This window comes from Streptomyces sp. NPDC001410 (assembly GCF_042895235.1).
Classification (GTDB): Bacteria; Actinomycetota; Actinomycetes; order Streptomycetales; family Streptomycetaceae; genus Streptomyces.
Map to the genome: position 1 here is coordinate 152,010 of NZ_JBIAWE010000012.1, position 22,432 is coordinate 174,441.

Genomic DNA, 22,432 nt, shown 5'->3' on the forward strand with positions numbered 1-22,432 from the left:
CGCCCTGAAACGCATGAAACACCAGGCCAAAGCGTTCCAGGGCGCCAACCCCAAGCTCACCGCACCCTGGTCCGAGCTAAGAGGGGCGAAGCGCGGGCCGGTCCACGGAATGGCGCCTCCGCCCTGCCCCAATGGGTGAGCACACCAGGGTCAGCCACAGCGAGCCTCACAGCCCCTAGGCTGCGCCCATGGCACCCAACATCGCGACGAACACCCGCGTCTCGCCGGCCGAACTGCTGGACTTCGTACGCCCCCGCCACCGCGCCATCCTGCTCACCCGCCGCACCGACGGCAGCCCCCAGGGCTCCCCGCTGACCTGCGGGGTGGACGACTCGGGCCGGATCGTGGTCTCCACCTACCCCGAGCGCGCCAAGACCCGCAACGCCAAGCGCGACCCTCGGGTCAGCCTGATCGTCCTGAGTGACGAGTGGAACGGCCCCTGGGTCCAGATCGACGGCACCGCCGAGGTCGTCGACGCCCCCGACTCGGTCGAGCCCCTGGTCGAGTACTACCGCAACATCGCCGGCGAGCACCCCGACTGGGACGAGTACAGGGAGGCCATGGTCAAGCAGGGCAAGTCGATCATCCGGGTCACACCGGAACGGTGGGGGCCGGTGGCGACCGGCGGTTTCCCGGCGCGGCTGGTCTCGGAGTAGTCAGCCGCGCTCGACCATCGCCTCGATCCCGGCCACCAGCAGGTCCAGGGCGAAGGTGAAGTCACGGTCCATCATCTCGGCGACCGTGTCGCCGCCTCGGGCGTCCATGATCTCCTTGGTCTCCTGGAGGTAGTCCGCGGCCTCGGGATCCTGCCGGGCCGAGCTCATGGCCTGCCGGAAGTAGTCGTCCGGGGGCAGCCCGGAGTCCGCGATCCGGGACAGGAAGTGGCCCTCCAGCGTCCCGTAGCCGTACACGAACTGGAACACGGCCGAGATGGCGCTCGTCACCCGGCGCGCGGGCAGCCCGGCGCGCCGGATGACCCGCTGCACGCTGCGCGAGAAGGCGAGCGACTCGGGGCCGATGTTGAGGTACCGGCCGGCCAGCGGCGACATCCAGGGGTGGCGCACCAGCAGCGCCCGGTACTCGGCGGCCAGCGCCCGCAGTTGCTCCCGCCAGTCCGCGCTGTCCTCCGACACGGGCAGCCGCAGCTCGCCGTAGGCCGCGTCCAGGGCGAGTTCGAGCAGGTCGTCCTTGGTGTCGACGTACCAGTACAGGGACATCGCGGTGACGTTCAGCTCACCGGCGAGCCGCCGCATGGAGAACTTCGCCAGCCCCTCGGCGTCCAGCAGCCGCACGCTCACGGCGGTGATCCGCTCCCGGTCGAGCCCCGAGGGCTGCGCGCTGCGCCCGCCACGCCGCGTCTTCCCCTCCAACCACACACTGGCCCGCACCGACCGCGCATCACCCTTCGCCATCGACGCACCTTTCTCGCACTACGGCCACTTTCAAGGATGCTAGATGTGCAAACGGACATGCTGTACACCGCATAGTCGTCGCCATGCGGTGTACAGCAAGTTTCCGTCCGCGGCCGGCCCGCTCAGTCACCGGCCTTCTGGGTGAGGTCGTAGAAGGTGGCCGAACCGACCGTCACCTTCTTGAAGTTGCTCTGGACCCACGAGGTGATCCGGGACGACGTACCGCTGTTGCTGCCGCCCATGCCACCGCCCATACCGCCGCCGGCGATGAAGTAGTGGATCTTTCCGTCCGCCACGTACTTCTTGAACTGGGCCAGCGTCGGGGACGGGTCGGTGCCGTTGAAGCCGCCGATCGCCATCACCGGGTCACCGGTGGCCAGCTGGTAGCTCGCGGCGTTCTGGGAGCCGATGGAGGCGGCGACCCAGGTGTACTTGTCCGCGTCCTTCTCCAGCAGCTTCTTGGCCGCGGAGCTGACGTTCGCGCCGTTCAGCAGGCCGCCGGCGCCACCGCCGCCGCCCATACGGCCGCCTTCGCCCAGCTGGCCGCCGCCCGGGAAGCCGTTGCCGTTCTGCTGGTTCTGGCCCTGGCCCTGACTCTGGCCCTGCCCCTGGCTGTTGCCGTTCTGGCCGGGCATGCCACCGCCGGGGAAGCCCTGGCCCTGGCCGCCGGGCATGTTCCCGTTGCCGTTCTGCTGACCCTGCTGGCCTTGCTGGTTCTGCTGGCCCGGCGTTCCGCCACCGAAGCCGCCGCCCATTCCGCCGGGACGACCACCACCGCCGCCGAAGCCCATCATGCTCGCGCCAGCCGGACCGGCCGTCGGGATGGAGCCGGTGTGTGCGGAGTTCACCGTGCTGAGGGTGTACGCCGTCGGACCGGCGAGCGCGGCCACCAGACCCACCGCCGCCGCACCAAGGGCGAGCCGGCGCGAGATGCGGCCCGCGAAGATCAGTCCGAACGCGGCCGCGAGCCCGCCGACCAGGACCAGCCACTTCAGCCAGGGCAGGTAACTGGAGGTGCGGTTGAGCAGGACGTAGCCCCAGGCGGCCGCGGCCACCACGGCGGCGGCGAGCGTGAGCGACGCCCAGGTCTCCTTCCGCTTCTCCCACAGCAGCCCGGCGCCCATGCCGGTGACGGCCGCGATGTAGGGGGCGAGGGCCACCGTGTAGTACTGGTGGAAGATGCCCGCCATGTAGCTGAAGACCACCATGGTGATCAGCAGCGAGCCGCCCCACACCAGGAACGAGGCGCGCGTGACGGACGTACGCCGTGCCTTGCGGGTCGCCCACAGGCCCGCGACAAGCAGGATCAGCGCGGCTGGGAGCAGCCAGGAGATCTGGCTGCCGATCTCGGAGCTGAACATCCGGTCCCAGCCGGTCGCGCCCCAGCGGCCGGAACCGTTGCCGCCACCGCCGCCGACGCTGCCGGTCTCGTCGCCGTTGATCCGGCCGAGGCCGTTGTAGCCGAAGGTCAGCTCCAGGAAGCTGTTGTTCTGCGAACCGCCGATGTAGGGGCGGGAGGCGGCCGGCCACAGCTCGACGATCGCGACCCACCAGCCGCCGGCCACGACGAGCGCGACGGTCGCCAGGCCCAGCTGCACCAGCCGCTTGCGCAGCCTCACCGGACCACAGACCGCGTAGACGACGGCCAGCGGCGGCAGGATCAGGAAGGCCTGCAGGGTCTTGGCGAGGAACGCGAAGCCGATCGCGGCCCCCGCCCACACCAGCCACCTGGTCCGCCCGTCCTCGACGGCGCGGACGACGAAGTAGCAGGCCAGCGCCATCAGCAGAGCCAGCAGCGCGTCCGGGTTGTTGAACCGGAACATCAGCGCCGCGACGGGGGTGAGCGCGAGCACCGCGCCCGCGATCAGTCCGGCCGCGGGGCTGAACCGGCGCCGTACACCCGCGTACACGACCGCCACCGTGCCGACGCCCATGAGGACCTCGGGGGTGAGGATCGCCCACGAGTTCAGGCCGAAGATCCGCACCGACAGCTCCATCGGCCACATGAAGGCCGAGGGCTTGTCGACGGTGATGGCGTTGCCCGCGTCCAGCGAGCCGAAGAAGAACGCCTTCCAGGACTTGCTGCCCGCCTGGACGGCCGCCGAGTAGAAGGAGTTGGCGTAGCCGGAGGCGCTCAGGTTGTACAGGTAGGTGACGAGGGTGAGGGCCAGCAGGCCGAGGAAGGCCGGGCGTGCCCAGCGCGGGTCCTCGGGGCGACCGCGCCACAGTCTCCGTATAAGGGGCTGCCGCGGCTCGCCGGCCTGCGGGGGAGCGGTCGGTGGCGGGCCCCAGGCGCCGGGGCTGTCCTGCTCGGTCGTCGGCTGGTCGTAGTGGGTGGTCATCGGGGGTCCCCCGGGTCGGTGTCGTGAGGGCGCACCGGCTGCAGCCGCATGGTGGCGTCCCTCCAGCTGCCGTCCGCGGCTTCACCGGCGCGGACCTGGGTGGTCTGGTACGGCTGCTGGTACGGCACCGGGCGCTGCGGGAGCGGTGCGTACGGAGCCGTCGTGCTGTAGGTGGGCGAGGACGGGTGGTGCGTCGCCACCACCGTCGATTCCCCGCCGGACTCCCGGCGGTCCGGGAACACCCAGGCGCGGAAGAGCAGGAAACGCAGGACGGTCGCCGCGAGGTTGGCGGCGATGAGCACCGCCAGCTCGGTGGAGTGCGCCGGGTCGCCGGTGGCCGCGTTCAGGGCGGCCAGGGAGCCACTGGTCAGGGCGAGTCCGATGCCGAAGACGACCAGGCCCTGTGCCTGGTGCCGGACGGCGCAGCCCCGGCCGCGCACCCCGAAGGTCAGCCGGCGGTTGGCGGCCGTGTTGGCGATCGCCGAGACCAGCAGGGCGAGCGCGTTGGCGACCTGCGAGCCGGAGAACTGCCGGAAGACGCTGTAGAGCACGAGGTAGAAGAGGGTCGACAGGCCGCCGACCACACAGAAGCCGACGAGCTGGCGGGCCAGCCCCTTGGGCACGTCCTGGATGTCGCGGTCGCGCGGGTCGTCGCCGAAGGGCCGGGTGAGCCGGTCCAGCGGCAGCGAACCGCCGGCCAGCGCCTTGCCGATGCGCCACACGCCCTTGAGGTCGTCGGTGGCCGTCTTGACGATGTGCACGGTCGAGTCGGGGTCGTCGACCCAGTCGACCGGCACCTCGTGGATCCTGAGCCCCGCCCGCTCGGCGAGCACCAGCATCTCGGTGTCGAAGAACCAGCCGGTGTCCTCCACAAGGGGCAGCAGCACTTGAGCCACATCACGCCGGATGGCCTTGAAACCGCACTGCGCGTCCGAGAAGCGGGCCTGCAGCGAGCCGCGCAGGATCATGTTGTAGGCCCGGCTGATGAACTCACGCTTGGGGCCGCGCACGACCCGGGAGGTACGGGCGAGCCGGGAGCCGATCGCGAGGTCCGAGTGGCCCGAGATCAGCGGCGCCACCAGCGGCAGCAGGGCGTTGAGGTCGGTGGACAGGTCGACGTCCATGTAGGCGAGGATCGGCGCGTCGGACGCGGACCACACGGTCCTCAGGGCGCGTCCGCGGCCCTTCTGCTCCAGCCGGAAGCCCGCGACCTCGGGGACCTCCGCCGCCAGCCGCGCCGCCACCAGCGGGGTGCTGTCCGTGGACGCGTTGTCCGCGATCGTGATGCGGAAGGCGTACGGGAAGGTGCGCGTGAGGTGATCGTGCAGTCTGAGCACGCACGGCTGGAGGTCCTTCTCCTCGTTGTAGACGGGGATCACTACGTCCAGGACAGGCGTACCGGCGTTTCCGGCCGGGAGGTGCTCCCGCGCCGGCAGGGTGCCGGGAGAAGAGTCGGTTCGCATGGAACCGACTCTCGTCAGGCGCCCTGTTGCACCCATGTGGTGGCGCTGTGCCGTGCCTGTGAGTGCTGTTGCCAGCTCATTTCCGGCTGCGGCTGCGGCTGCGGCTGCGGGGCGAGCGCCGGCAGATGCACCGTGAACACGGTCCGTCCGGGCACGCTGTCCACGGTCACGGCACCGCCGTGCGCGGCCGCGACGGCCTGCACGATGGCGAGGCCGAGCCCCGTGGAGCCGGTGGCACGGGAGCGTGCGGAGTCCCCGCGCGCGAACCGCTCGAAGACGTGCGGGAGCAGTTCGGGCGGAATCCCCTGCCCGTTGTCCTCGACGTCGATGCACATCCAGGGCCCGCGCCGCTGCACGCGCGCGGTGACGGTCGTACCCGGCGGGGTGTGGTTGCGGGCGTTGCCCAGCAGATTGACGAGCACCTGTTGCAGCCGGGCCGCGTCCGCGGACACGAGCGCGGGCTCGTCGGGCAGGTCGAGCCGCCAGTTGTGGTCCATGCCGGCCGCGCGGGCGTCGCTGATGGTGTCCACGACGAGCGGGATGAGGTCGGTCTGCTCGAACTGCAGCGGCCGGCCGGCGTCCAGCCGGGCGAGGAGCAGCAGATCCTCCACGAGGAGGGTCATCCGTCCGGCCTCGGACTCGATCCGCCCCAGCGCGTGCCGGGTGTCGGGCCCGACCTGCTCCCGTCCGCGCCGGGTCAGTTCGGCATAGCCGCGGATGGAGGCGAGCGGAGTCCGCAGCTCGTGGCTGGCGTCGGCGACGAACTGCCGTACCCGCGTCTCGCTCTGCTGGCGGGAGTGCAGGGCGCCGTGCACATGGTCGAGCATCCGGTTGAGGGCGGCGCCGACCTGGCCGACCTCGGTGTGCGGGTCGCACTCCGACTCGGGGACCCGCTCGCTGAGGTTCACCTCGCCGGTGTGCAGGGGGAGTTCGGAGACACGGGTGGCGGTGGCGGCGACCCTGCGCAGCGGGCGGGTGGCCACGCCGACGATGACGAAGCCGGCGAGGGAGGCGGCGAGCAGCCCCGCCACGGTGACGCAGACCTCGACGACGATCAGGGTGTCGATGTTGTCGTCGACGTCCTTGGTGGGCAGGGCGACGTAGTAGGCGTCGCCGCCGTCGGGGCTCACCTTGTACTCGGCCTGGTAGTCCCCGAGCCCGGGCAGCTCCACCGTGTGCGCTTTGCCGTCCTTCGGCACCGTGGCCAGCGCCCGCTTCTGCGCGGCGGTGAGATCGACGGCGCTCATCTTGCGGAACCGGTTGTAACTGTCGTTCAGCTGCACGGCCTTGCCGGCGCTGACGATCGAGCCGTTCTGTACGTACGCCGCGACGGTGTTGGGCTGCGTCGGGCCGAAGGTCAGGAGGTGCTCGATCCGATCGCTCGGCGTGGTGCTGGTCTTGGACGGTGAGGCGGGTGCCGTCGGGTCGCCCGGTTCCGTACCGCCCGGCAGCCGGCCGCCCGCCGCACGGCCGGCGATCTCGTGGACCTTGCCGTTCAGCTGGTCGTACAGATGGGTGCGCAGGGCGAGCGTGGTCACGGTGCCGATCACCGCGCAGACCACGGCGATCAGCACCACGGACGCGACGACGAGCCGCGTCCGCAGGGTGCGCGGTTGTCCCGCTCGTTGTTTCTGCGGACGCGGCCGTCGTCGCCCGCTCATGACACGGCGGGCTTGATCAGGTAACCGGCCCCACGCCGGGTGTGGATCATGGGCTCGCGCCCGGCGTCGATCTTCCGCCGCAGGTACGAGATGTACAGCTCGACCACGTTGGCCTGTCCGCCGAAGTCGTACGACCACACGCGGTCCAGGATCTGCGCCTTGCTGAGCACCCGCCGCGGATTGCGCATGAGGAAGCGGAGCAGCTCGAACTCGGTGGCGGTGAGGTGTATGGAGTCCCCGGCCCGCGAGACCTCGTGGCTGTCCTCGTCCAGGGTCAGGTCCCCCACGACGAGCACGGAGTCGGAGCGCCGGTCGGCGGCCCCGGACCTGCGGATGAGCCCCCGCAGCCGTGCCACGACCTCTTCCAGGCTGAAGGGCTTGGTGACGTAGTCGTCGCCGCCGGCGGTGAGGCCGGCGATACGGTCCTCGACGGCGTCCTTGGCGGTGAGGAAGAGGACGGGCACGTCGGGCAGTTCGCGGCGCAGCCGCCCGAGGACGGTCAGCCCGTCCATGTCCGGCAGCATCATGTCCAGCACGACGGCGTCGGGCCGGAACTCACGGGCCGTCTGGACGGCCCCCTGGCCGTCCCCCGCACTCCTGATCTGCCAGCCCTCGTATCGAAGGGCCATGCTCAGCAGTTCGGTGATCGACAGCTCGTCGTCCACCACAAGCACTCGGACGGGGCTCCCGTCCGGCCTCAGCAGTTCGGTGCGCCCCTGGGGCGAGGTCGTGGTCATGGTGGACACCATGTCGGGGTCCTCTGAGAACACGCTTTCACGAATCTGTGATTTCCCTAAGAAACGCACAGGCGCCTCTCAGGCAACGCCTGGGAACCACTCACGCACGCGCGAACCCGTGACTGCTCTCGACCCGGGCGATGTGGATCACGTACCGCTCGTACCACCGCTCCCGCCCACGCCGCTTGGCGTCCAGGTGCTCAGGGTTCCGGCGCCACTCCTCGATCCCGGCGAGATCCCGGAAGTAGGCGACGGAGATCGCGAGCCCGCCGGGGGTGTGGGCGAAGTCCTCGCCGAGGAAACCGGGGATGCTCCGGACGAGGTCGGAGAGGTGACGGGCGGTGTCGGTGTAGCCGTCGGGGTCGAGGTCGGTGCGGGCCGAGGTGAACACGACGGCGTAGTAAGGGGGTTCGACGGGCGGAGTGGGGCTGGGGACGGGGGCAACAGGGGTGACAGCGGTGACAGGGGCAAGGTGGTTTTCGCTCATGTCGGCCACGATGCCCATGGGCGGTGGCGGGGGTCCATGGGCCTTGCCCAAAGGGATCCGTACGGGATCCAAGTCTTGACCTTCGAGCCGCGGGTCAGAAGAGCCCGTCCTGTTCCCTCCTGAACTCCCTTACAGGGACGGTGAAAGCGCTGACCTCGCTCGGCAGCGGCATCAGCTCCCACCCGGTCATGAGCCGCGTGTCGAGGACGACGACCCCACGCCCGTCGACCGCCAGATGCAGATCGGGCCCGGCGGCAGCGACCAGCTCACCACTGACGGCCCCGCCCGGAACCAGCTCGACGACATCACCGACGGCGGTCTGAAGCTGGGAGAGCCCAAAGTGGCCGACATGATCGACGGGTTGACACGGCTCGCGAGTCAACGACTCGGGCCACTCGCCGAGTACGACAGCACGCGCGTGCAACTCCCGTACCTCCTGAGCCCTCTCCTCCCCCGTCTCCGGCAGCACCGCCCGCACCGCACGCTTCTCGGCGTACGGAATCCGGTCCGGGACCTGGAGGGCGGCGCGCAGCAGCTCCTCGGTGCGCCGGGCCGCCATCAGCGGACCGCTGCCCAGCCAGCTGAAGCAGACGGCACCCTGTTCGAGCAGCCGCGCCGAACCGCGCTCGACGGCGGTGATGCCGACCTTGACCATGCCGGGCCCGAACCAGGCCAGATAGACGTGGTACGGCCGCGGATCATCGGCCATGGTGTCGGCGGCCACCGAGTGCGCCCGGTCCAGCCGCGCACACTCCTCGCACCGGGCCCCCGTACTCCGCCCCGACACCACGGCCCCCACCGGACACACATGCCCCCGAGCCCCCACGCACCGCCGCGCCGAGCCCTCGGCGACACCGAACGCGACCCGCTTCCCCCACGGCAGCGCACTGCGCCGCCCGCCGTCCCACACCAGCACGGGGCCGTCCGGCGTCCAGCGCAGGCCGGAGCATTTCCACATGTGTGCCATCACTCTTGAGGGTAGAAGGGGGCACTGACAACGCCCTGCGGGCGGCTGGGAGGGGTACGGTGCCGGAAGGCCCGAAGCCGCAACCTCGCGATGCGACTTCGGGCCTGTCTTCGTGTTCCGGCTGTGTGCCGACGTCCTAGGGCAGGACGTACACCAGCATCCCGTCCGCCGCGTTCCCCGTCTGCCGCATGCAGCCCCGCTTGATCAGCATGCGTACACAGTCGTGGACCCGGTCGAGGGTCAGCCCGGTGCGCTCGGCGACCTCCTCCATCCGACAGCGGACCGCACCGTGCACCAGCGCGGGAGCGAGGTAGGCCGCCACGGCGTGCACGTCGTCCGTGACGACGAGGTTCTTCGCCCGCCAGGCGGCGAGGAGCTGCTGGGGCGTGATGGTCGGGGGCGGGGTGGTGACCTGGGCGACGGGCGGCCGCAGCCGGTCGGCGATCAGGTCGAGGGTGTCGGCGATGCGACCGAGCACGTCGTGCACCCCACCGACGCGCTCACCGAGCACGCCCAGCTGGTCGTTGGTACGCGCCAGCTGCTCGTTGGTGCGGCTCATCTGCTCGAGCCGCTCCAGTTGCGCGACCGCCAGCGCCTCGTCCGCCCGGATGTTCCGCTCCTCCAGCCGGACGATCGCGTCGGCGACCTGCTGGGGCATGAGGTAGGCGGTGCCGCCGGCGGGGGCGGGTTGCACGGGAGCGGGGTCGAGGGTGTAGGAGCCGTCGCGCTGGACGGTTTCGATGACCTCGCAAACCCATGCCTTGAAGGGTGCGCACTCGGGCTTGGTGCAGCCGTTGACGAGCTGGATGAGGCCCCTGAGGTTGACCATCTTCATCGACCTCTGCAGCCTGTGAGCTGCGAGTTTGCTCAAGGTGTCGCCTGTAGCGACGCCTTGTGCAATCTCACCCAGGCTCCTCTGCAAACTGCTGTCAACGTGCAACCTGAGGGCGTGGCGCGTGTTGGAGTACCCCAGCTTGGCCGCCACGTCCGCCGCCGGAAACCAATGCTCCCCATCCGGCAGAGTCAGCCTCCGCACCCGCGCCCCCGTGGCCGCGAACACGAAGTCGTTGATGTCGATCGCGTCCTGCTTCCGCTCCGCCGACTGCTCCGGCGGCGTGTCCTTGTGCTCGTACATCGAGCATCACCTCCACCCCGGAAGCTAGGGGCGACGATCACCAACTGCCGTTCGCAGAAAGTACATTCACTCGATAGGTGACAGAGGTATCGATTCGGCGCGAACCTCGCCCGACGCCCCGGGCGCCGGCGCCGCGCTCCGCCCCCGCCCCGCCAGCCGGCAGCTCACGCACCCGACGTGCCCCTCCTGGGCCCGGGTGTCGCGGACCCGCATCCCCCACTCGTCCCGTGGCCGCACGCCCGGCGGCTTGCCCCAGCCGGACAGGTGGAGGAGCCAGGTGACCAGGACGCTCACAGCCGTGATCGCCAGTCCGCCCACGACGGCCGGCGCGGAGGCCGTGCACACCCCCAACCCCACCACGCCACTCCCGACGGCAGCGATGCCGAAGCCGGTCCAACCGGCGATCGTGTGACCCTCGTCGTACAGACTCATGGAACCGCCTCCAGGGCAAGATCCCTCACGGGCTAAGACATTTATCACCGAATATCTCACGAGCTAAGGGATTGCGAAAGATGGACGGCACACCCCGACCGCCCGCCACCCCGGCCCAGGCACTGTCGGCGATGGACCACCTCATCGCCGCCCACCTGATCGGACAACAGGAACTGGCCCGGCGGCTGGGACTGAACGTCACCGACCTGACCTGCTTCGCCTTCGTCGTGGAGGCCGGCGAGGACCTGGTCACGGCCGGCGACCTCGCGGCCCGCGCCCACGTGACCACGGGCGCGGTGACCGGCATCCTCAACCGCCTCGAACGCGCCGGCTACGTCACCCGCCGCCCCGACCCCGCGGACCGCCGCCGGGTGCGCGTGGCCGCCGTACCGGCCGCCGTGACCCGCGTCGAGGCCGTGTACGCGGGCCACTACAAGCGCCTCACGACCCTGTTCGCCGACTACTCCCCCGAGGAGCTGGCGGTCATCACGGACTGGTTCACCCGGGCGACGGCGCTGGCCCACGAGTACCTGGGGAAGCTGAACCGGAACGACCCGGAAGAGGAGTGCTGAGACCCACTCCCCCCCCACATTCCAGCCTTGACTCGAAATCATCTTTAGGTGAGCCTTACCTAAGTCGAGCTGTGAATGCCCAAGGAGTCGTCTGTGTCCGTGCTGCCCTCGGAGCCCTCCGTGTCCCCTCAGGCGGCGCCTCTGCGGCGACTGGGTCTGTACGACACCTGGTGGACGGTCGCGGCCGCCGCACTCGCCGCCTGCCTCGGCCTCGCGGCCTGCGCATGGATATCCGCGCACCTGCACGTGGACGCCGCCCTGCACATCGTGGCGCTCTTCGCCCACCTGACCTCGCTCGTCCTCGGCTTCGGAGCCGTCCTGGTGGCCGACTACTGGGCACTCCTGTGGCTGACCGGCCGGTGCACCCTGCACGACGCCCTCACCAGCACGGCCCGCCTCCACGTCCCGATCTGGACCGGCCTGGCGGGGCTCGTGGTCAGCGGCGTGATGCTCCAGCCGGACCTCGGCTCCGCCCCCACCCGTATCAAGCTGGGACTGGTGCTCGCCCTCACCCTCAACGGCTTGCAGGCCGGACTCCTCAACAGACGCATGACGCAGCGAAACACCACCACCCTCACCACACGCCTCCTCGCCCGGGCAGCCACAACCGCCCTGGTCTCCCAGGCCTGCTGGTGGGGCGCCGTGCTGATCGGCTTCCGCAACAGCCGGCACTGACGCGCCCCGAACAGCGCAGGACCTAGAACCTGCCCTGTGATGCGTACCGATCTGCAGGGCCTGTTGCACTGACATGTTCGCCACCAAAGGGGAGTTGGCCCGCCGCAGCCAGGAGCCGGCCAGGAGTGGGGGACGAGCGGCCCGCGTCGCACGAACGCGGCGGTGAGGAGGGACACGGGAAGAGGGGAGAGCCACGCCCGCGCGGCTGATCGTCCCCCTTCACCTACGCGCGATAATCTCCCCGCTCAACTGCACTGATAGTGACCAAAAACTGATCGTGACCGAAACAGGGGGGACAACTGATGTCTGGTGATCAGGGGGGTGGCGGCGAGCCGTCCGGCAGAGAACGGCTCGCCGCCGAGATGCGGCGGCTGAAGCAGGAGTCCGGGCTCAGCTTCGGGCGGTTGGCCGACCGGACCCACTACAGCCGTTCGTCCTGGGAACGCTTCCTGAACGGGAAGCAATTGCCGACCTCGGTCGCCCTGCAGGAGTTCGCGGCCGTCATGGAGGCGGACGCGGAGTACCTGACGGGGCTGCTGGAACAAGCCACGGGAGCGGGAGACTTCGGCGCCGAGACCGCGGTGGACGAGAGTCCCCCCGAAGGGGCCCCGCCGACCGGGACACCGCCGATCTCCACCACCACCACCACCACCACGGACAACGAGACCTCGCCCTCCGGGACCTCCGCCGACAAGGCCCCGGTGGACGACACCACGGCAGACGGTCCGCCACCAGAACCGACCTCCGAGCCCGAGCCCGCCGACCGGGACGGCGGCAAAGCCACCACCCGCACCTGGCGGGCCAACCTCCACCGGGCCGGGCTCGTCGCCACCGGGGCCCTCGCGGGCAGCCTGGTCACCGTGGCCGTGTTCACCGGAGTGCAGGCCACTTCCCGCTCGGACGGCACGGACTCCGCCACCAGCGGGGAGAACCTCGCCCAGCACAGCCCGAAGCCCCCGCGCGCCGGCTGTTCCCATGACACCTGCCTGCGACGCGACCCCCAGGCCATGGACTGCCAGTGGGACGCGACGACCGCCCGGGAGACCTGGCTGCGCGGCATGCACATAGAGCTGCGCTACAGCCGGGCCTGCGGTTCGGTCTGGGGGCGCATCGAGAACGGCGCGGTGGGCGACTCCGTCACCATCAAGGACAAGTACGACCTCCAGCAGTCCGCCACGATCCGCGTGGACCGCGACACGTACACGAGCATGCTCGCCGTGACCGACGAGGCGCCGCCCACCACGATCACCATCTGCGGCACGATCCCGAAGTACCACGCGATGGAGTGCTCGCCCGAGGGCTCGATCCAGCCCTGACCTCCACGACGGCGTCCTGGCGCGGCGAAGGGCCCGGAGGCTCCCCTCCGGCCCCTTCGCCGTCAGCGGTGCCGGTATTTGACACCTGATGATCGACCAGAGCCGAATCGGTCGACGTCACACCAACGGGGAGGGCTCATGGGTTCCAGAATGCGAGCGATCCGCATCGGCGCGGTGAGCGTAGGGGTGGCTCTGACGCTGGGCGCGGTAGCAGCACCGGCCATGGCACAGCCGCAGCGGTCCACGGCAACCGTCCAGACGCAGACCACGGCCGCCCCCGCGCCGACGGGACTCGCCTACACGTACGACGCCGCCAGCCAGACCGTGACCGTCACCTGGGACCCCAAGGACCCGGCAGACACCATCACCCGCAATTACCGCCCGGGCCTCTGCGGTGAGACGCCGCAGTACCCCTGCTTCATCGCCCCCCAGGTCATCCTGGGCAACTCCTTCTCCTTCAAGAAGGCGCCCAACACCGCTCCCGCATACGTCAAGATCTACGCCGAGAACGCCACCCACCAACTCACCGGCTCCGAGGTCCTGACCGTCACCGTCTGATCAGGTACGCAGACCGGCAGCTCGAAGGGCCCCGGTTCTCTCCGGGGTCCCTTCTGCTTGCTGGGTTGCGGTACCTGGCTGCTGTACCGCAGGATCCCGGTGGGGGTGACCATGGAACGGCATGTGCTGGAGAAGCTGTTGGCCGGTGACGACGAGGCGTCCGTGGCTGCTCTGGCCGCCCTCCGCAGCGGCGCCACCTACAGCGTGTGGGATACGGCGCATCCCGCAGAGCAGCATGCCGGGGTCTTTGCACACCGCCTTCGGCGCATGCGGCTGCGCGGAGTCGAACCTCTCGGGCTGGAACGAATGGTGCAGCTCCTCCGCGAGCATCGCCGGCCGGTGCGCGGAGGGCTGATCGATTCTGCCGATCAGAAATGGACCTTCCTGTTCTACTTCACCGAGGACGGCAGCGCACTGGTGGCCTGCGCCCGCCTGCAGCGGTGGGTCGAGCGATCACCGCTTTAGGAGTTCGATCCGACCTGTACAAGGCTGTTGATGTCAACGATGGATGTCAGGCGTTGGTGACTCTGGCCGGGTCGTGCTCGTGGCCCTTCTCGGCACCCGCCTGCGGCCCCGATACTCCAGCCTGCGAGAGTGGTCCCGTGCTGCTGGATCCTGAGAACACTCTGTTCATTCGTGGTGCCACGCCCGTGCTCCTGCTGGCTGGCGCGACCGTCCACGATGTCCTGCCGCCCTTGATCGCGCCGGACGGAGCGGTGCCCTTGTGTGAGGGATGGAGCATCGTCCCTCGACTCACCCTGTGCGTCGTAGACGGGCCTGGCGAACATGGACTCGTCGTCCCCGCCCTCGCTGCGCCGGTAGTCGGTGGGGCGGACGGTGGCACGGCATCGAGCGGCATGGGCGACTGGTGCGCGGATGCAGAGCAGGCCGGCGGAGCAGTCGTTATGTCGTTGGACCAGCTACCCGAGGCACTCGACTGGTCTGCCTTGCTGTCCTCAGGCGCCGCGCGTGGTGGCTTCATGCCTGCGCTGGCCTGATTGCAGGAGTGTTGGACTCGCGCAGACAGCATTGCGAAGCAACTTGAGTGGGTGTCCGGCCTTGGGCCGGTGCGCTCCTCACCTGCGCCGACGGTCCGCAGACGTCCGCACCCGTCCGCCGTTGTCCGTCGGCGTTGTCACGCAGTTGGACACTCACCCCTGCTCCTCTACGCGGCACCAACCGTCAGGGAGTAATCCACACCAACCGCGAAATCCTCGGACTGACCCCGAATCGTCAGCGTGTGCTTTCCGGGTTGCAGTGGAGGCAACTGGACCCAGAGCCCACACCCCGTAGCCCTGATGCGCCCGTCTGTACCTGTGACGGGATTCCCGGCGACGCCCCGCGCAGTGATTGTCTCTCCTCGGATGGTTTCCGAGTCGACCCGCTTACCGTCCAGGACCGCGGACCCCTTGGCCGCGCTCATGAAGTCTGTGCAGTCCGCCGGGCCATCGATCAGGTTCACGAGAGGGAACGCGAGAGGTACCCCGTCAGGGACGCTGCAACTGCGCCTGGCCTGAGTACCGAAGGTGCCCGCCAGGAACCACACATCCTGCGGCTGGTTGCGCCCGCACTCACTGCCATCCTCGTCAGCGACCGGGTTTGTGCCTTCAGGCTCCGACAATGCCCATGTCCACCACCGGCTCTGCAGCACCTCAGAAGAGAGTCGGGGTTGGGTCGACGACTGCACCGCAGAAGCAGGAGCTGACGTCTGCTCCGTCTCTGCCGCGTCTTCTGACCCCTCGGACGCTCTGGCCCCACATCCCACCAGCGCAAGCAGCACTACGGCGCTGAGTCCCGCTCTGCCGGTCTTGATCTTCATGAGTGCCCCTCCCGCGCCGCACGAATGCCTCGACCCCAAACGCAAGAGGCCCCGGATCTCTCCGGGGCCTCTTACCTGTGTGCACTCGGCAGGATTCGAACCTGCAACCTTCTGATCCGTAGTCAGATGCTCTATCCGTTAAGCTACGAGTGCTTGTTTTTCGTCTTCGCTCCCGGCCCTTTCGGCCCGCTCGCGGCGACAGGAAGAACATTACATGACTGCCGCCGTCATGTGAAATCCGATTCGAATACCCCTTGTGACCTGCGGAAACGCGGATCTGGCGGGGATGGCAGGGATGAGGAAGATCCTCGGGTGGTTGGGGAGCAGCCGAGGAACACCCCGGGAACGCCGAAGCCCCGGTCCTGGGGACCGGGGCTTCGGGATCGGTGCGGAGGCGGAGGGATTTGAACCCTCGATGGGATGTAAGTCCCAAACCGCATTAGCAGTGCGGCGCCATAGACCGGACTAGGCGACGCCTCCAGCACAACCACTCGCGCGAGCGCGCGATTGGTGCGTGCAGATGATGACACAGTCGAGCGGGGTGTCACCAATCGGCTCCCACGGTACTAGGCGCGGGGGCCGCAGGGCAAAGGGCTTCGCCCGGCGGGGCGGCAGGTCCGGGGCCTGGCGCAACGTCCGGGGCGCGTGAGCGTTGGGCAGGGCATGGTCTCTGTCCTGTCGGTCGTCCCGCGGGGCGCACTGGCGGTGCCCCGCACTGCCGCCGCCTCGGTCTCGCTCTCGGTCCTGTCACTGGTCGGATCGGTCGGCCTGATCGGCCTGGCCGCCGTACCCGCCGCCGCTGCCGCGCCCGCCACCCCCGCCCTGCCCCCGCCCGTGCGGCCCGAGGACCGGGGCGGTGATCACCTCACCGTCGTCGTGGAGCACGCCGGCGCGGGGCTGGACGGGACGTACGAGGTGTCCTGTCACCCCGGGGCCGGGAATCACCCGGACGTGGCGGGGGCCTGCCGGGTGCTCGACTCGAACACGCGCTGGGGGCGGGACACCTTCGCCCCGGTGGCCTCCGGCGGCAGCTGCACCATGCTCTACGGCGGCCCGGCCACCGCCCACGTCACCGGCACCTGGGCCGGACGCCCGGTGGACGCCTCGTACGACCGCAGCAACGGGTGCGAGATCGGGCGGTGGGACCGGATGGTGCCCCTGCTGCCGAGGGTCGGTTCGGCTTCGGGTTCCGCTTCGGGTCCGCCCTCGGATTCGCTTCAGTAGGGGCTTCGGTGCTTCTCATGTGTTTCTTGGCGGAATCACCGGCCTCGTAAAGGTCCCGCGAAGGTCCTGGGGAGCCGGGGCCGGAACCGGGGCGCCCGCCGGGCATACGGTCACATGTTCGCCGTCACTTCCTCGTGCGACCTCCCTCTCATCCGGCGTCGCGAGCGCAACCCGTGCCCTTAGACTCCCTCGCGTGACACGCTGCGGGCCGGTTGGCAAGATGGCCCGAGCGGTCGGAAAGCGGTAACAGGGAGGAAGCGTCTCGTGAGCAGCAGGCCATCCCGAGGCGCTGCTCGCCTCGCAGCCATACTCGACGCGCTGCCCGACGCGTTGGTACTGGTCAACGCCAACGGAACCGTCGTCAACGCCAACACCATCGCCCTGGAGGCCTTCGAGGCCCCGGGCACCGCCCTCGTCGGGCGCGGGCTGCTCGATCTGCTGCCGCAGTTCGACTCCCGGCTCATCCCCGGCTCCATGCGGCGCCCCGATCACATGGATCCGCAGGGGCGGACCAAGCCCACCCGGATGATCGCGCGACGGACCGACGGAACCGAGTTCCCGGTCGAGGTCACGAGCGCGAACCTGGAGAACGGGCAGCAGGCGTACGACGGTTACGGCTACACCGGCGACGAGCTGCTCATGATCGTCGTCCGGGACCTGTCCGGGACCGTGGACACCGAGGCCGAGCTGGCCCGCTCGCAGCGGCAGACCGAGATGATCCTGCGGGCCGCGGCCGAGGGTGTCGTGGGCACCGACACCGACGGGCGGATCGTGCTCGTCAATCCGGCCGCCGCCCAGATACTGGGCTACCGGGCCGGTGAGCTGGGCGGCAAGGAGCTGCACACCCTCGTGCTGCACTCCCGCGCCGACGGCACCCCCTTCCCGTACGAGGAGTCTCCGCTCGCCGACACCCTGCGCTCCGGGCGCAAGCACCGGGTGCGCGGGCAGGTGCTGTGGTCCAAGGGCGACAAGAAGGTCGCCGTCGACCTGACCACCGCCCCCGTGCGCGACGGCGACCAGCTCGTCGGCGCCGTCATGACCTTCACGGACCGGCGGCCGTACGACGCCCTCGCCGAGGAGAAGGACGCGCAGGAGAAGGCGCACGCCGAGAAGCTGGAGCAGCTCTCCGAGGAACACGCCTCCGACCTGACCGCGCTGCGCCAGAAGCATGTCACCGAGGTCGACGAACTGCGCGAACAGCACGAGGAGGCGCTGGCGGCCGGCGAGGAGCGGTACGCCGCGCTCGCCGAGCGGGAGAAGGACCGGTACGAGGCCCTCTCCGTGCGGCACGAGCAGCTGCTGACGCTGCTCGGGCAGTCCCTGCGCGGACCGCTGGACGAGCTGCGGCGCGAGCTGGCCGCCCTGGCCGCGGACGACGCCGGGCAGCTGTGGCCCGAGGCCAACCAGGTGCTGCACCACCTCTCGGCAGGCTACTCACGCATCACCACCCTCATCGACAACGTCCTCGGCTACCAGCGGCTGGACGCGGGCACCGAGGACATCACCCGTACGAAGGTGATGCTCGACGCCGTCGTCGCCGCCGGTGTGGACGGGGCCGTCGAGCTGATCGGGCCGGGCCGCGTCCAGTTCGCCGTGCACGCGCCGCCCATCGAGGCCGAGGTGGACCCGCAGCGGCTCGCCACCGCGCTCGCGCATCTCGTCGCGGACGTGGCGGGCGTCGACGCCACCGGCAACACGCCCGTGTCCGCGGGCGGTTACCTGGACAACACCGTGGTGGTCGCGGCCGCGCAGCGCGGTGAGGTCGCGCGTATCGAGGTGCGCGGGCCGTACGCCGGGGGAGACCCGGTGCACGAGCCGATGGTGCGCGGGATCGTCCGGGCGCACGGCGGTGTGCTGCAGACGCACGAGGTGCCGGGCATGAGCGGCAGCGCGTACGTCCTCGAAGTGCCGCTCGGCGGTGGCGCCGGGGCGGTCGCCGCGCAGGCCGCAGGCCCCGGGGACACCGCTGCCGACGCTGCCAAAACCGCCGAGCAGAGCACCCTCGGCGGGCGACGGCGGGCCCGGCGGGCCTCCACGGACGCCTTCCTGGAGAGCGACACCCCCGCCGAGTCCGTTGAGTCCGGTGACGGAGAGACGGAGGCGCGCGTGCCGACCGGGCGGCGCCGTAGGCGTGCGGCGGCCGCCGTCGAGGCGGCTCCTCCGGTCACCGGCGAGGCTGCGGAGACCGCGTCCGGCGGGACCGGGCGGCGGCGCGGACGGCCCGCCGAAACGGACACCGGTACGGAACAGGACGGTGTGTCCGAGGGTGCCGTGGTGACCGCGGCCGAGCATGCCGCGGGCACCGCTGCCACAGGCAGCGGACTCGGCGGCACCGTGCCGCCGCAGGGCGTGCCCGCACCCACCGGCCGCCGGGCCCGGCGGGACTCCGGCGCGCCGCAGGCCGCCCTGCCGCCCGCGCTTCCCGCAGCCGGTGGCGAGCCCGCGCAGCCCGTTCCGGCCGAGGCGGCCGCGGACGGGCAGCCGACCGGGCGGCGCCGACGTGCGCTGGCCGCCGCAGCGGAGCGGGCCGCCGCGCAGGAGGCGGGGGCCCGTACGGTCTTCGCGCTGCCCCCGGCCGAGGCCGACCGCTCACCCGAGTCCGCCGACGCGGCGGCCGGTGTGGGGGCGGCCGTGGCTCCGGGTGCGGATGCCCAGGTCCCGGGTCAGGTACGGGGAGCCGCGGAGGGAGTTCCCGGCGACGACGGCCGGCATGACGCCGTACCGCTCGACCAGGCCGAGGACCACACCCCGCCCCAGGCGCACCCCACGACCGCACCGACCGGCCGCCGTCGACGGGCCGTGGCCCATCCGGGCGAGCCCACGGAGACGGCGGCCCCGGTGGCCGCTGCCGCTCCCGGCGCCCCTGGCCAGGCCGTTCCGGCGCTCCCGGCTCAGGCGACTCCCGTACCGGCCGCTCCCGGGCAGCCGGTGCAGCCGGTGCAGCCCGGCCAGGTTTCGCAGGCTGCTCAGGTCGCCGCGGGTCAGCCGACCCCGGGGCGCGGAATTCCGGCGCAGGGTACGGGCGCGCCGACGGGGGCTGCGGGTCAGTCCGGCGTCGCCGCTCCGACCGGTGTCGCGACGCCGGCTGGCGTCACGGCGCCAACTGGTGTCGTAGCTCAACCCGGTGTCGTAGCTCAGCCCGGCATGGCAGTTCAGCCCGGCATGGCTGCTCAGCCCGGCCTGGCTGCTCAGCCCGGCGTGGCAGTCCAAGCCGCCCCAGGGCAGCCGGTGGCCGTGCCCAACGCAGCCGTGCCCGCGCAGGGCACCGTCGGTCAGGGCGTACCGGTTCCGCCGGGACAGCCGGTTCCGGCGCAGATGGCGTCCGGCCAGCCCGTGCCCGCCCAGGTGGCACCCGGCCAGCCGGTTCCGGCACAGCTGGCACCCGCACAGCCGTTGCCTGCCCAGCCCGTGCCCGCTCAGTCGGCACCCGCTCAGCCCGTACCGGCGCAGGCGCAGGCCCCCCAGGCCCCCGCCGCCCCCGTCCCGGCAGCACAGACCACCCCGCCCGCCGGTACCCCGGCCGCGCCCCAGCCCGGTCAGCCGCTTCCGGCGGAGGCGGCTCCCGGTCGGGTGCCGGCAGGCCAGGGTGCGCCGACGCCGGCCGCAGGCACCCCCGCGGCCGCCGTCCCCCAGCAGTGGCCCGGCGCCGACGACACCTCCGGTGCGGGTGTCCCGGCAGCGCAGACCGCCACCCCGGCACCCGGCACCCCGCTCCCGCCGGAGCACACCGGTGTCCAGCGGGCGGCGGCTCAGCCTCTGCCCGCCGAGGCCGCGGGGCCCGCGGTCGACCCCAACTCCACCCAGGGCCGGGCGATCAGTGTCCGCACACTGGGGCAGGGCGTGCCGTTCGCGCGGCAGGCCCTGCAGGTGCAGCAGTCGACGGCGACGCCGCCCCCGCACGCGCCCGGCGGTTCCGGCCGCCGGCGGAAGCTGGGCACGCCGCCCGACCCGGCCACGCGCCAGGAGCCGCAGCCGGAGCAGGCGGCCCGTCCGCATCCGCCGGCCGAACCGGTGCCCGCGCAGCCCTCGCTCGCGGGGCAGTCCCGGCTCGCCCCGGCCACCGAGGGTGCCGGTCGGTCGTACGCCATAGGCGCCCCGGACGCGAACGCGGCCGAGGGGCCCGAGCCGCTGGACGGACCCGGTGGCGCGATCGAGGTCGCGGACATGCCGCGGCCGCAGCCGATGGACGACGAGCTGCCCCCGGAGCCGCTGGACAACCCGCGCCGGCTGCTGGTGTGGCCCGCGCCGGACGTGACGACCCAGCAGGCGCTGAGCGACCGTGGCTACCGGCCGGTCATCGTGCACTCCCGCGAGGAGGTCGACGCGCAGATCGCGGCTTTCCCGGCCGCGCTGTTCGTGGACCCGCTGACCGGGCCGATCACCCGTACCGCGCTGCAGTCGCTGCGCCAGGCGGCGGTCGCGGCCGAGGTGCCGGTGCTGGTCACGGCCGGGCTCGGGCAGGCGACGCGCGAGGCGGCGTACGGCGCCGATCCCGCCGTACTCCTGAAGGCGCTGGCGCCGCGGGACAGCGAGCAGCATCCGCCGCGGGTGCTGCTGATCGAGGAGCACGCGGAGATCGCGCTGGCGCTGACCTCGACGCTGGAGCGGCGTGGGATGCAGGTGGCGCGGGCCGCGAGCGACAACGACGCGGTGACGCTGGCGGGGCAGCTCAGGCCGAACCTCGTGGTGATGGACCTGATGCAGGTGCACCGGCGGCAGTCCGGGATCATCGACTGGCTGCGCGCGAACGGGCAGCTCAACCACACCCCGCTGGTCGTCTACACCGCCGCCGTCGATCCGGCCGACCTGCCGCGGCTGGCCTCGGGCGAGACGGTGCTGTTCCTCGCGGAGCGGTCCACCAGCGACGAGGTGCAGAGCCGGATCGTGGACCTGCTGGCGCGGATCGGGGTCAATTAGCCCTTCTCCTCGGTCGCCGGGGTCAGCGTGCGACCAGCCGCCGGGCCGCCTCTCTGATCGAGGCGCGCAGGCGGTCCCGGTCGGTGTCCTCGGCGCCCACCACGATGCGGCGCATCTGGGGGACGACGGCGGCCCAGTTGGCCAGGGCGATGAGCAGGAAGAGCAGGTCGCGGGCCGGGATGGCGTCGGTGATCACGCCCCGTTCCTGGCCGTCCCGCAACGCGTCGATCTTCGTGCGGTAGTGCTCCTGGCGCTCGCTCTCGTCGGGCAGTTCGGCGTTCGCGCCGTACTCCAGGCCCTCCCAGAAGAGCAGGCGCAGGACCTCGGGGTGGGTGGCGTGATAGTCGATCACGCGGTCGACCCAGCCCTCGATGTCATCGGGGTCGACGGGGACGGCGACGGCGAGGTCGAGCATCGACTTCTCCAGGACCTGCGTGAACAGCTCCGCCTTGTTGCCGAAGTAGGCGTAGATCAGCTGCTTGTTGGCCTTGGCCGCGGCGGCGATGCGGTCGATGCGGGCGCCCGCGATGCCGTGCCGGGCGAATTCGGCGACCGCCGCCTCGAAGATACGGGCCCTGGTGGCCTCGGGGTCCCTGACTGCTGCCATGCGAGCAGAGTACCGCTCTTGTAACCAACCGTTTGGTTGACAGGGAATTCCGAGAAGGTGCACTCTGTTGAGGCATCCAACCAACCAGTTAGTTGTGAGAGTCGGCTC

The 22,432-nt window shown here is 71.0% G+C and carries 19 protein-coding genes and 2 tRNA genes; 9 read left to right on the plus strand and 12 right to left on the minus strand.

Translation table 11 applies throughout. The annotated features are described in order from the left end of the window. The first annotated feature begins 188 nt into the window (after positions 1-188). Complete coding sequence (locus ACFY3C_RS26575) at positions 189-656, plus strand: PPOX class F420-dependent oxidoreductase (RefSeq protein ID WP_390772508.1); 468 nt, start codon at positions 189-191, stop codon at positions 654-656. Here the strand turns inward: ACFY3C_RS26575 and ACFY3C_RS26580 are convergent, their stop codons facing one another. The 9 genes from ACFY3C_RS26580 to ACFY3C_RS26620 form a co-directional block, all read right to left on the minus strand. Then, on the minus strand, positions 657-1,412 hold the full coding sequence (locus ACFY3C_RS26580; protein ID WP_390772509.1) for a TetR/AcrR family transcriptional regulator: 756 nt from the start codon (positions 1,410-1,412) through the stop codon (positions 657-659). Between the two features lie 122 nt (positions 1,413-1,534). Beyond that, entirely contained in the window at positions 1,535-3,754 is a 2,220-nt protein-coding gene (locus tag ACFY3C_RS26585) for an ArnT family glycosyltransferase (RefSeq protein WP_390772510.1), read from the minus strand. Continuing rightward, the gene (locus ACFY3C_RS26590; protein WP_390772511.1) at positions 3,751-5,217 is read right to left on the minus strand and encodes a glycosyltransferase; all 1,467 of its coding nucleotides are present in this window, start codon (positions 5,215-5,217) and stop codon (positions 3,751-3,753) included. Before ACFY3C_RS26590 ends, ACFY3C_RS26585 begins: the two co-directional genes overlap by 4 nt. Positions 5,218-5,231: 14 nt before the next feature. Next, positions 5,232-6,878: an ATP-binding protein gene (locus ACFY3C_RS26595; protein WP_390772512.1), complete on the minus strand. Its 1,647-nt coding sequence runs from the start codon at positions 6,876-6,878 to the stop codon at positions 5,232-5,234. Then, on the minus strand, positions 6,875-7,615 hold the full coding sequence (locus ACFY3C_RS26600) for a response regulator transcription factor (RefSeq protein WP_351802716.1): 741 nt from the start codon (positions 7,613-7,615) through the stop codon (positions 6,875-6,877). The genes ACFY3C_RS26595 and ACFY3C_RS26600 overlap by 4 nt, the downstream gene beginning before the upstream one ends. Positions 7,616-7,715: 100 nt before the next feature. Next, positions 7,716-8,102 (minus strand): antibiotic biosynthesis monooxygenase family protein, encoded by a 387-nt coding sequence (locus ACFY3C_RS26605; protein WP_390772513.1) that lies wholly within the window; start codon positions 8,100-8,102, stop codon positions 7,716-7,718. 94 nt (positions 8,103-8,196) lie between these two features. Beyond that, positions 8,197-9,069 carry a DUF2797 domain-containing protein gene (locus tag ACFY3C_RS26610; protein ID WP_390772514.1) on the minus strand — a complete coding sequence of 291 codons (873 nt, stop codon included), beginning with the start codon at positions 9,067-9,069 and terminating at the stop codon, positions 8,197-8,199. A 136-nt stretch (positions 9,070-9,205) separates the two neighbouring features. Further along, the gene (locus tag ACFY3C_RS26615) at positions 9,206-10,204 is read right to left on the minus strand and encodes a BRO family protein (RefSeq protein ID WP_390772515.1); all 999 of its coding nucleotides are present in this window, start codon (positions 10,202-10,204) and stop codon (positions 9,206-9,208) included. A gap of 66 nt (positions 10,205-10,270) precedes the next feature. Beyond that, positions 10,271-10,636, minus strand: a complete 366-nt coding sequence (locus ACFY3C_RS26620) for an HGxxPAAW family protein (RefSeq protein ID WP_390772516.1) — start codon at positions 10,634-10,636, stop codon at positions 10,271-10,273. Between the two features lie 80 nt (positions 10,637-10,716). Here ACFY3C_RS26620 and ACFY3C_RS26625 point away from each other — a divergent pair, with 80 nt between their 5' ends. From ACFY3C_RS26625 to ACFY3C_RS26650, 6 genes are all read left to right on the plus strand, one after another. Continuing rightward, complete coding sequence (locus ACFY3C_RS26625; RefSeq protein ID WP_390772517.1) at positions 10,717-11,208, plus strand: MarR family transcriptional regulator; 492 nt, start codon at positions 10,717-10,719, stop codon at positions 11,206-11,208. 93 nt (positions 11,209-11,301) lie between these two features. Then, the gene (locus tag ACFY3C_RS26630) at positions 11,302-11,883 is read left to right on the plus strand and encodes a hypothetical protein (RefSeq protein WP_390772518.1); all 582 of its coding nucleotides are present in this window, start codon (positions 11,302-11,304) and stop codon (positions 11,881-11,883) included. A gap of 302 nt (positions 11,884-12,185) precedes the next feature. Further along, complete coding sequence (locus tag ACFY3C_RS26635; protein WP_390772519.1) at positions 12,186-13,199, plus strand: helix-turn-helix domain-containing protein; 1,014 nt, start codon at positions 12,186-12,188, stop codon at positions 13,197-13,199. A gap of 138 nt (positions 13,200-13,337) precedes the next feature. Then, positions 13,338-13,757, plus strand: a complete 420-nt coding sequence (locus tag ACFY3C_RS26640) for a hypothetical protein (RefSeq protein ID WP_390772520.1) — start codon at positions 13,338-13,340, stop codon at positions 13,755-13,757. 111 nt (positions 13,758-13,868) lie between these two features. After that, positions 13,869-14,222: a hypothetical protein gene (locus tag ACFY3C_RS26645; protein ID WP_390772598.1), complete on the plus strand. Its 354-nt coding sequence runs from the start codon at positions 13,869-13,871 to the stop codon at positions 14,220-14,222. 137 nt (positions 14,223-14,359) lie between these two features. Continuing rightward, positions 14,360-14,755, plus strand: a complete 396-nt coding sequence (locus ACFY3C_RS26650) for a hypothetical protein (protein ID WP_390772521.1) — start codon at positions 14,360-14,362, stop codon at positions 14,753-14,755. Between the two features lie 901 nt (positions 14,756-15,656). Here the strand turns inward: ACFY3C_RS26650 and ACFY3C_RS26655 are convergent. Both ACFY3C_RS26655 and ACFY3C_RS26660 read right to left on the minus strand, forming a co-directional pair. Further along, a tRNA-Arg gene (locus ACFY3C_RS26655) sits at positions 15,657-15,729 on the minus strand. 236 nt (positions 15,730-15,965) lie between these two features. Beyond that, positions 15,966-16,056, minus strand: a tRNA-Ser gene (locus ACFY3C_RS26660). Positions 16,057-16,239: 183 nt separating this feature from the next. On the opposite strand from ACFY3C_RS26660, the gene ACFY3C_RS26665 reads away from it, so the two are divergent. Both ACFY3C_RS26665 and ACFY3C_RS26670 read left to right on the plus strand, forming a co-directional pair. Beyond that, entirely contained in the window at positions 16,240-16,800 is a 561-nt protein-coding gene (locus tag ACFY3C_RS26665) for an SSI family serine proteinase inhibitor (RefSeq protein WP_390772522.1), read from the plus strand. Between the two features lie 264 nt (positions 16,801-17,064). Further along, positions 17,065-21,717 (plus strand): PAS domain-containing protein, encoded by a 4,653-nt coding sequence (locus ACFY3C_RS26670; RefSeq protein ID WP_390772523.1) that lies wholly within the window; start codon positions 17,065-17,067, stop codon positions 21,715-21,717. A 22-nt stretch (positions 21,718-21,739) separates the two neighbouring features. On the opposite strand, the gene ACFY3C_RS26675 is transcribed toward ACFY3C_RS26670, so the two are convergent. Next, positions 21,740-22,324, minus strand: a complete 585-nt coding sequence (locus tag ACFY3C_RS26675) for a TetR family transcriptional regulator (RefSeq protein ID WP_386572525.1) — start codon at positions 22,322-22,324, stop codon at positions 21,740-21,742. Positions 22,325-22,432: the final 108 nt, after the last annotated feature.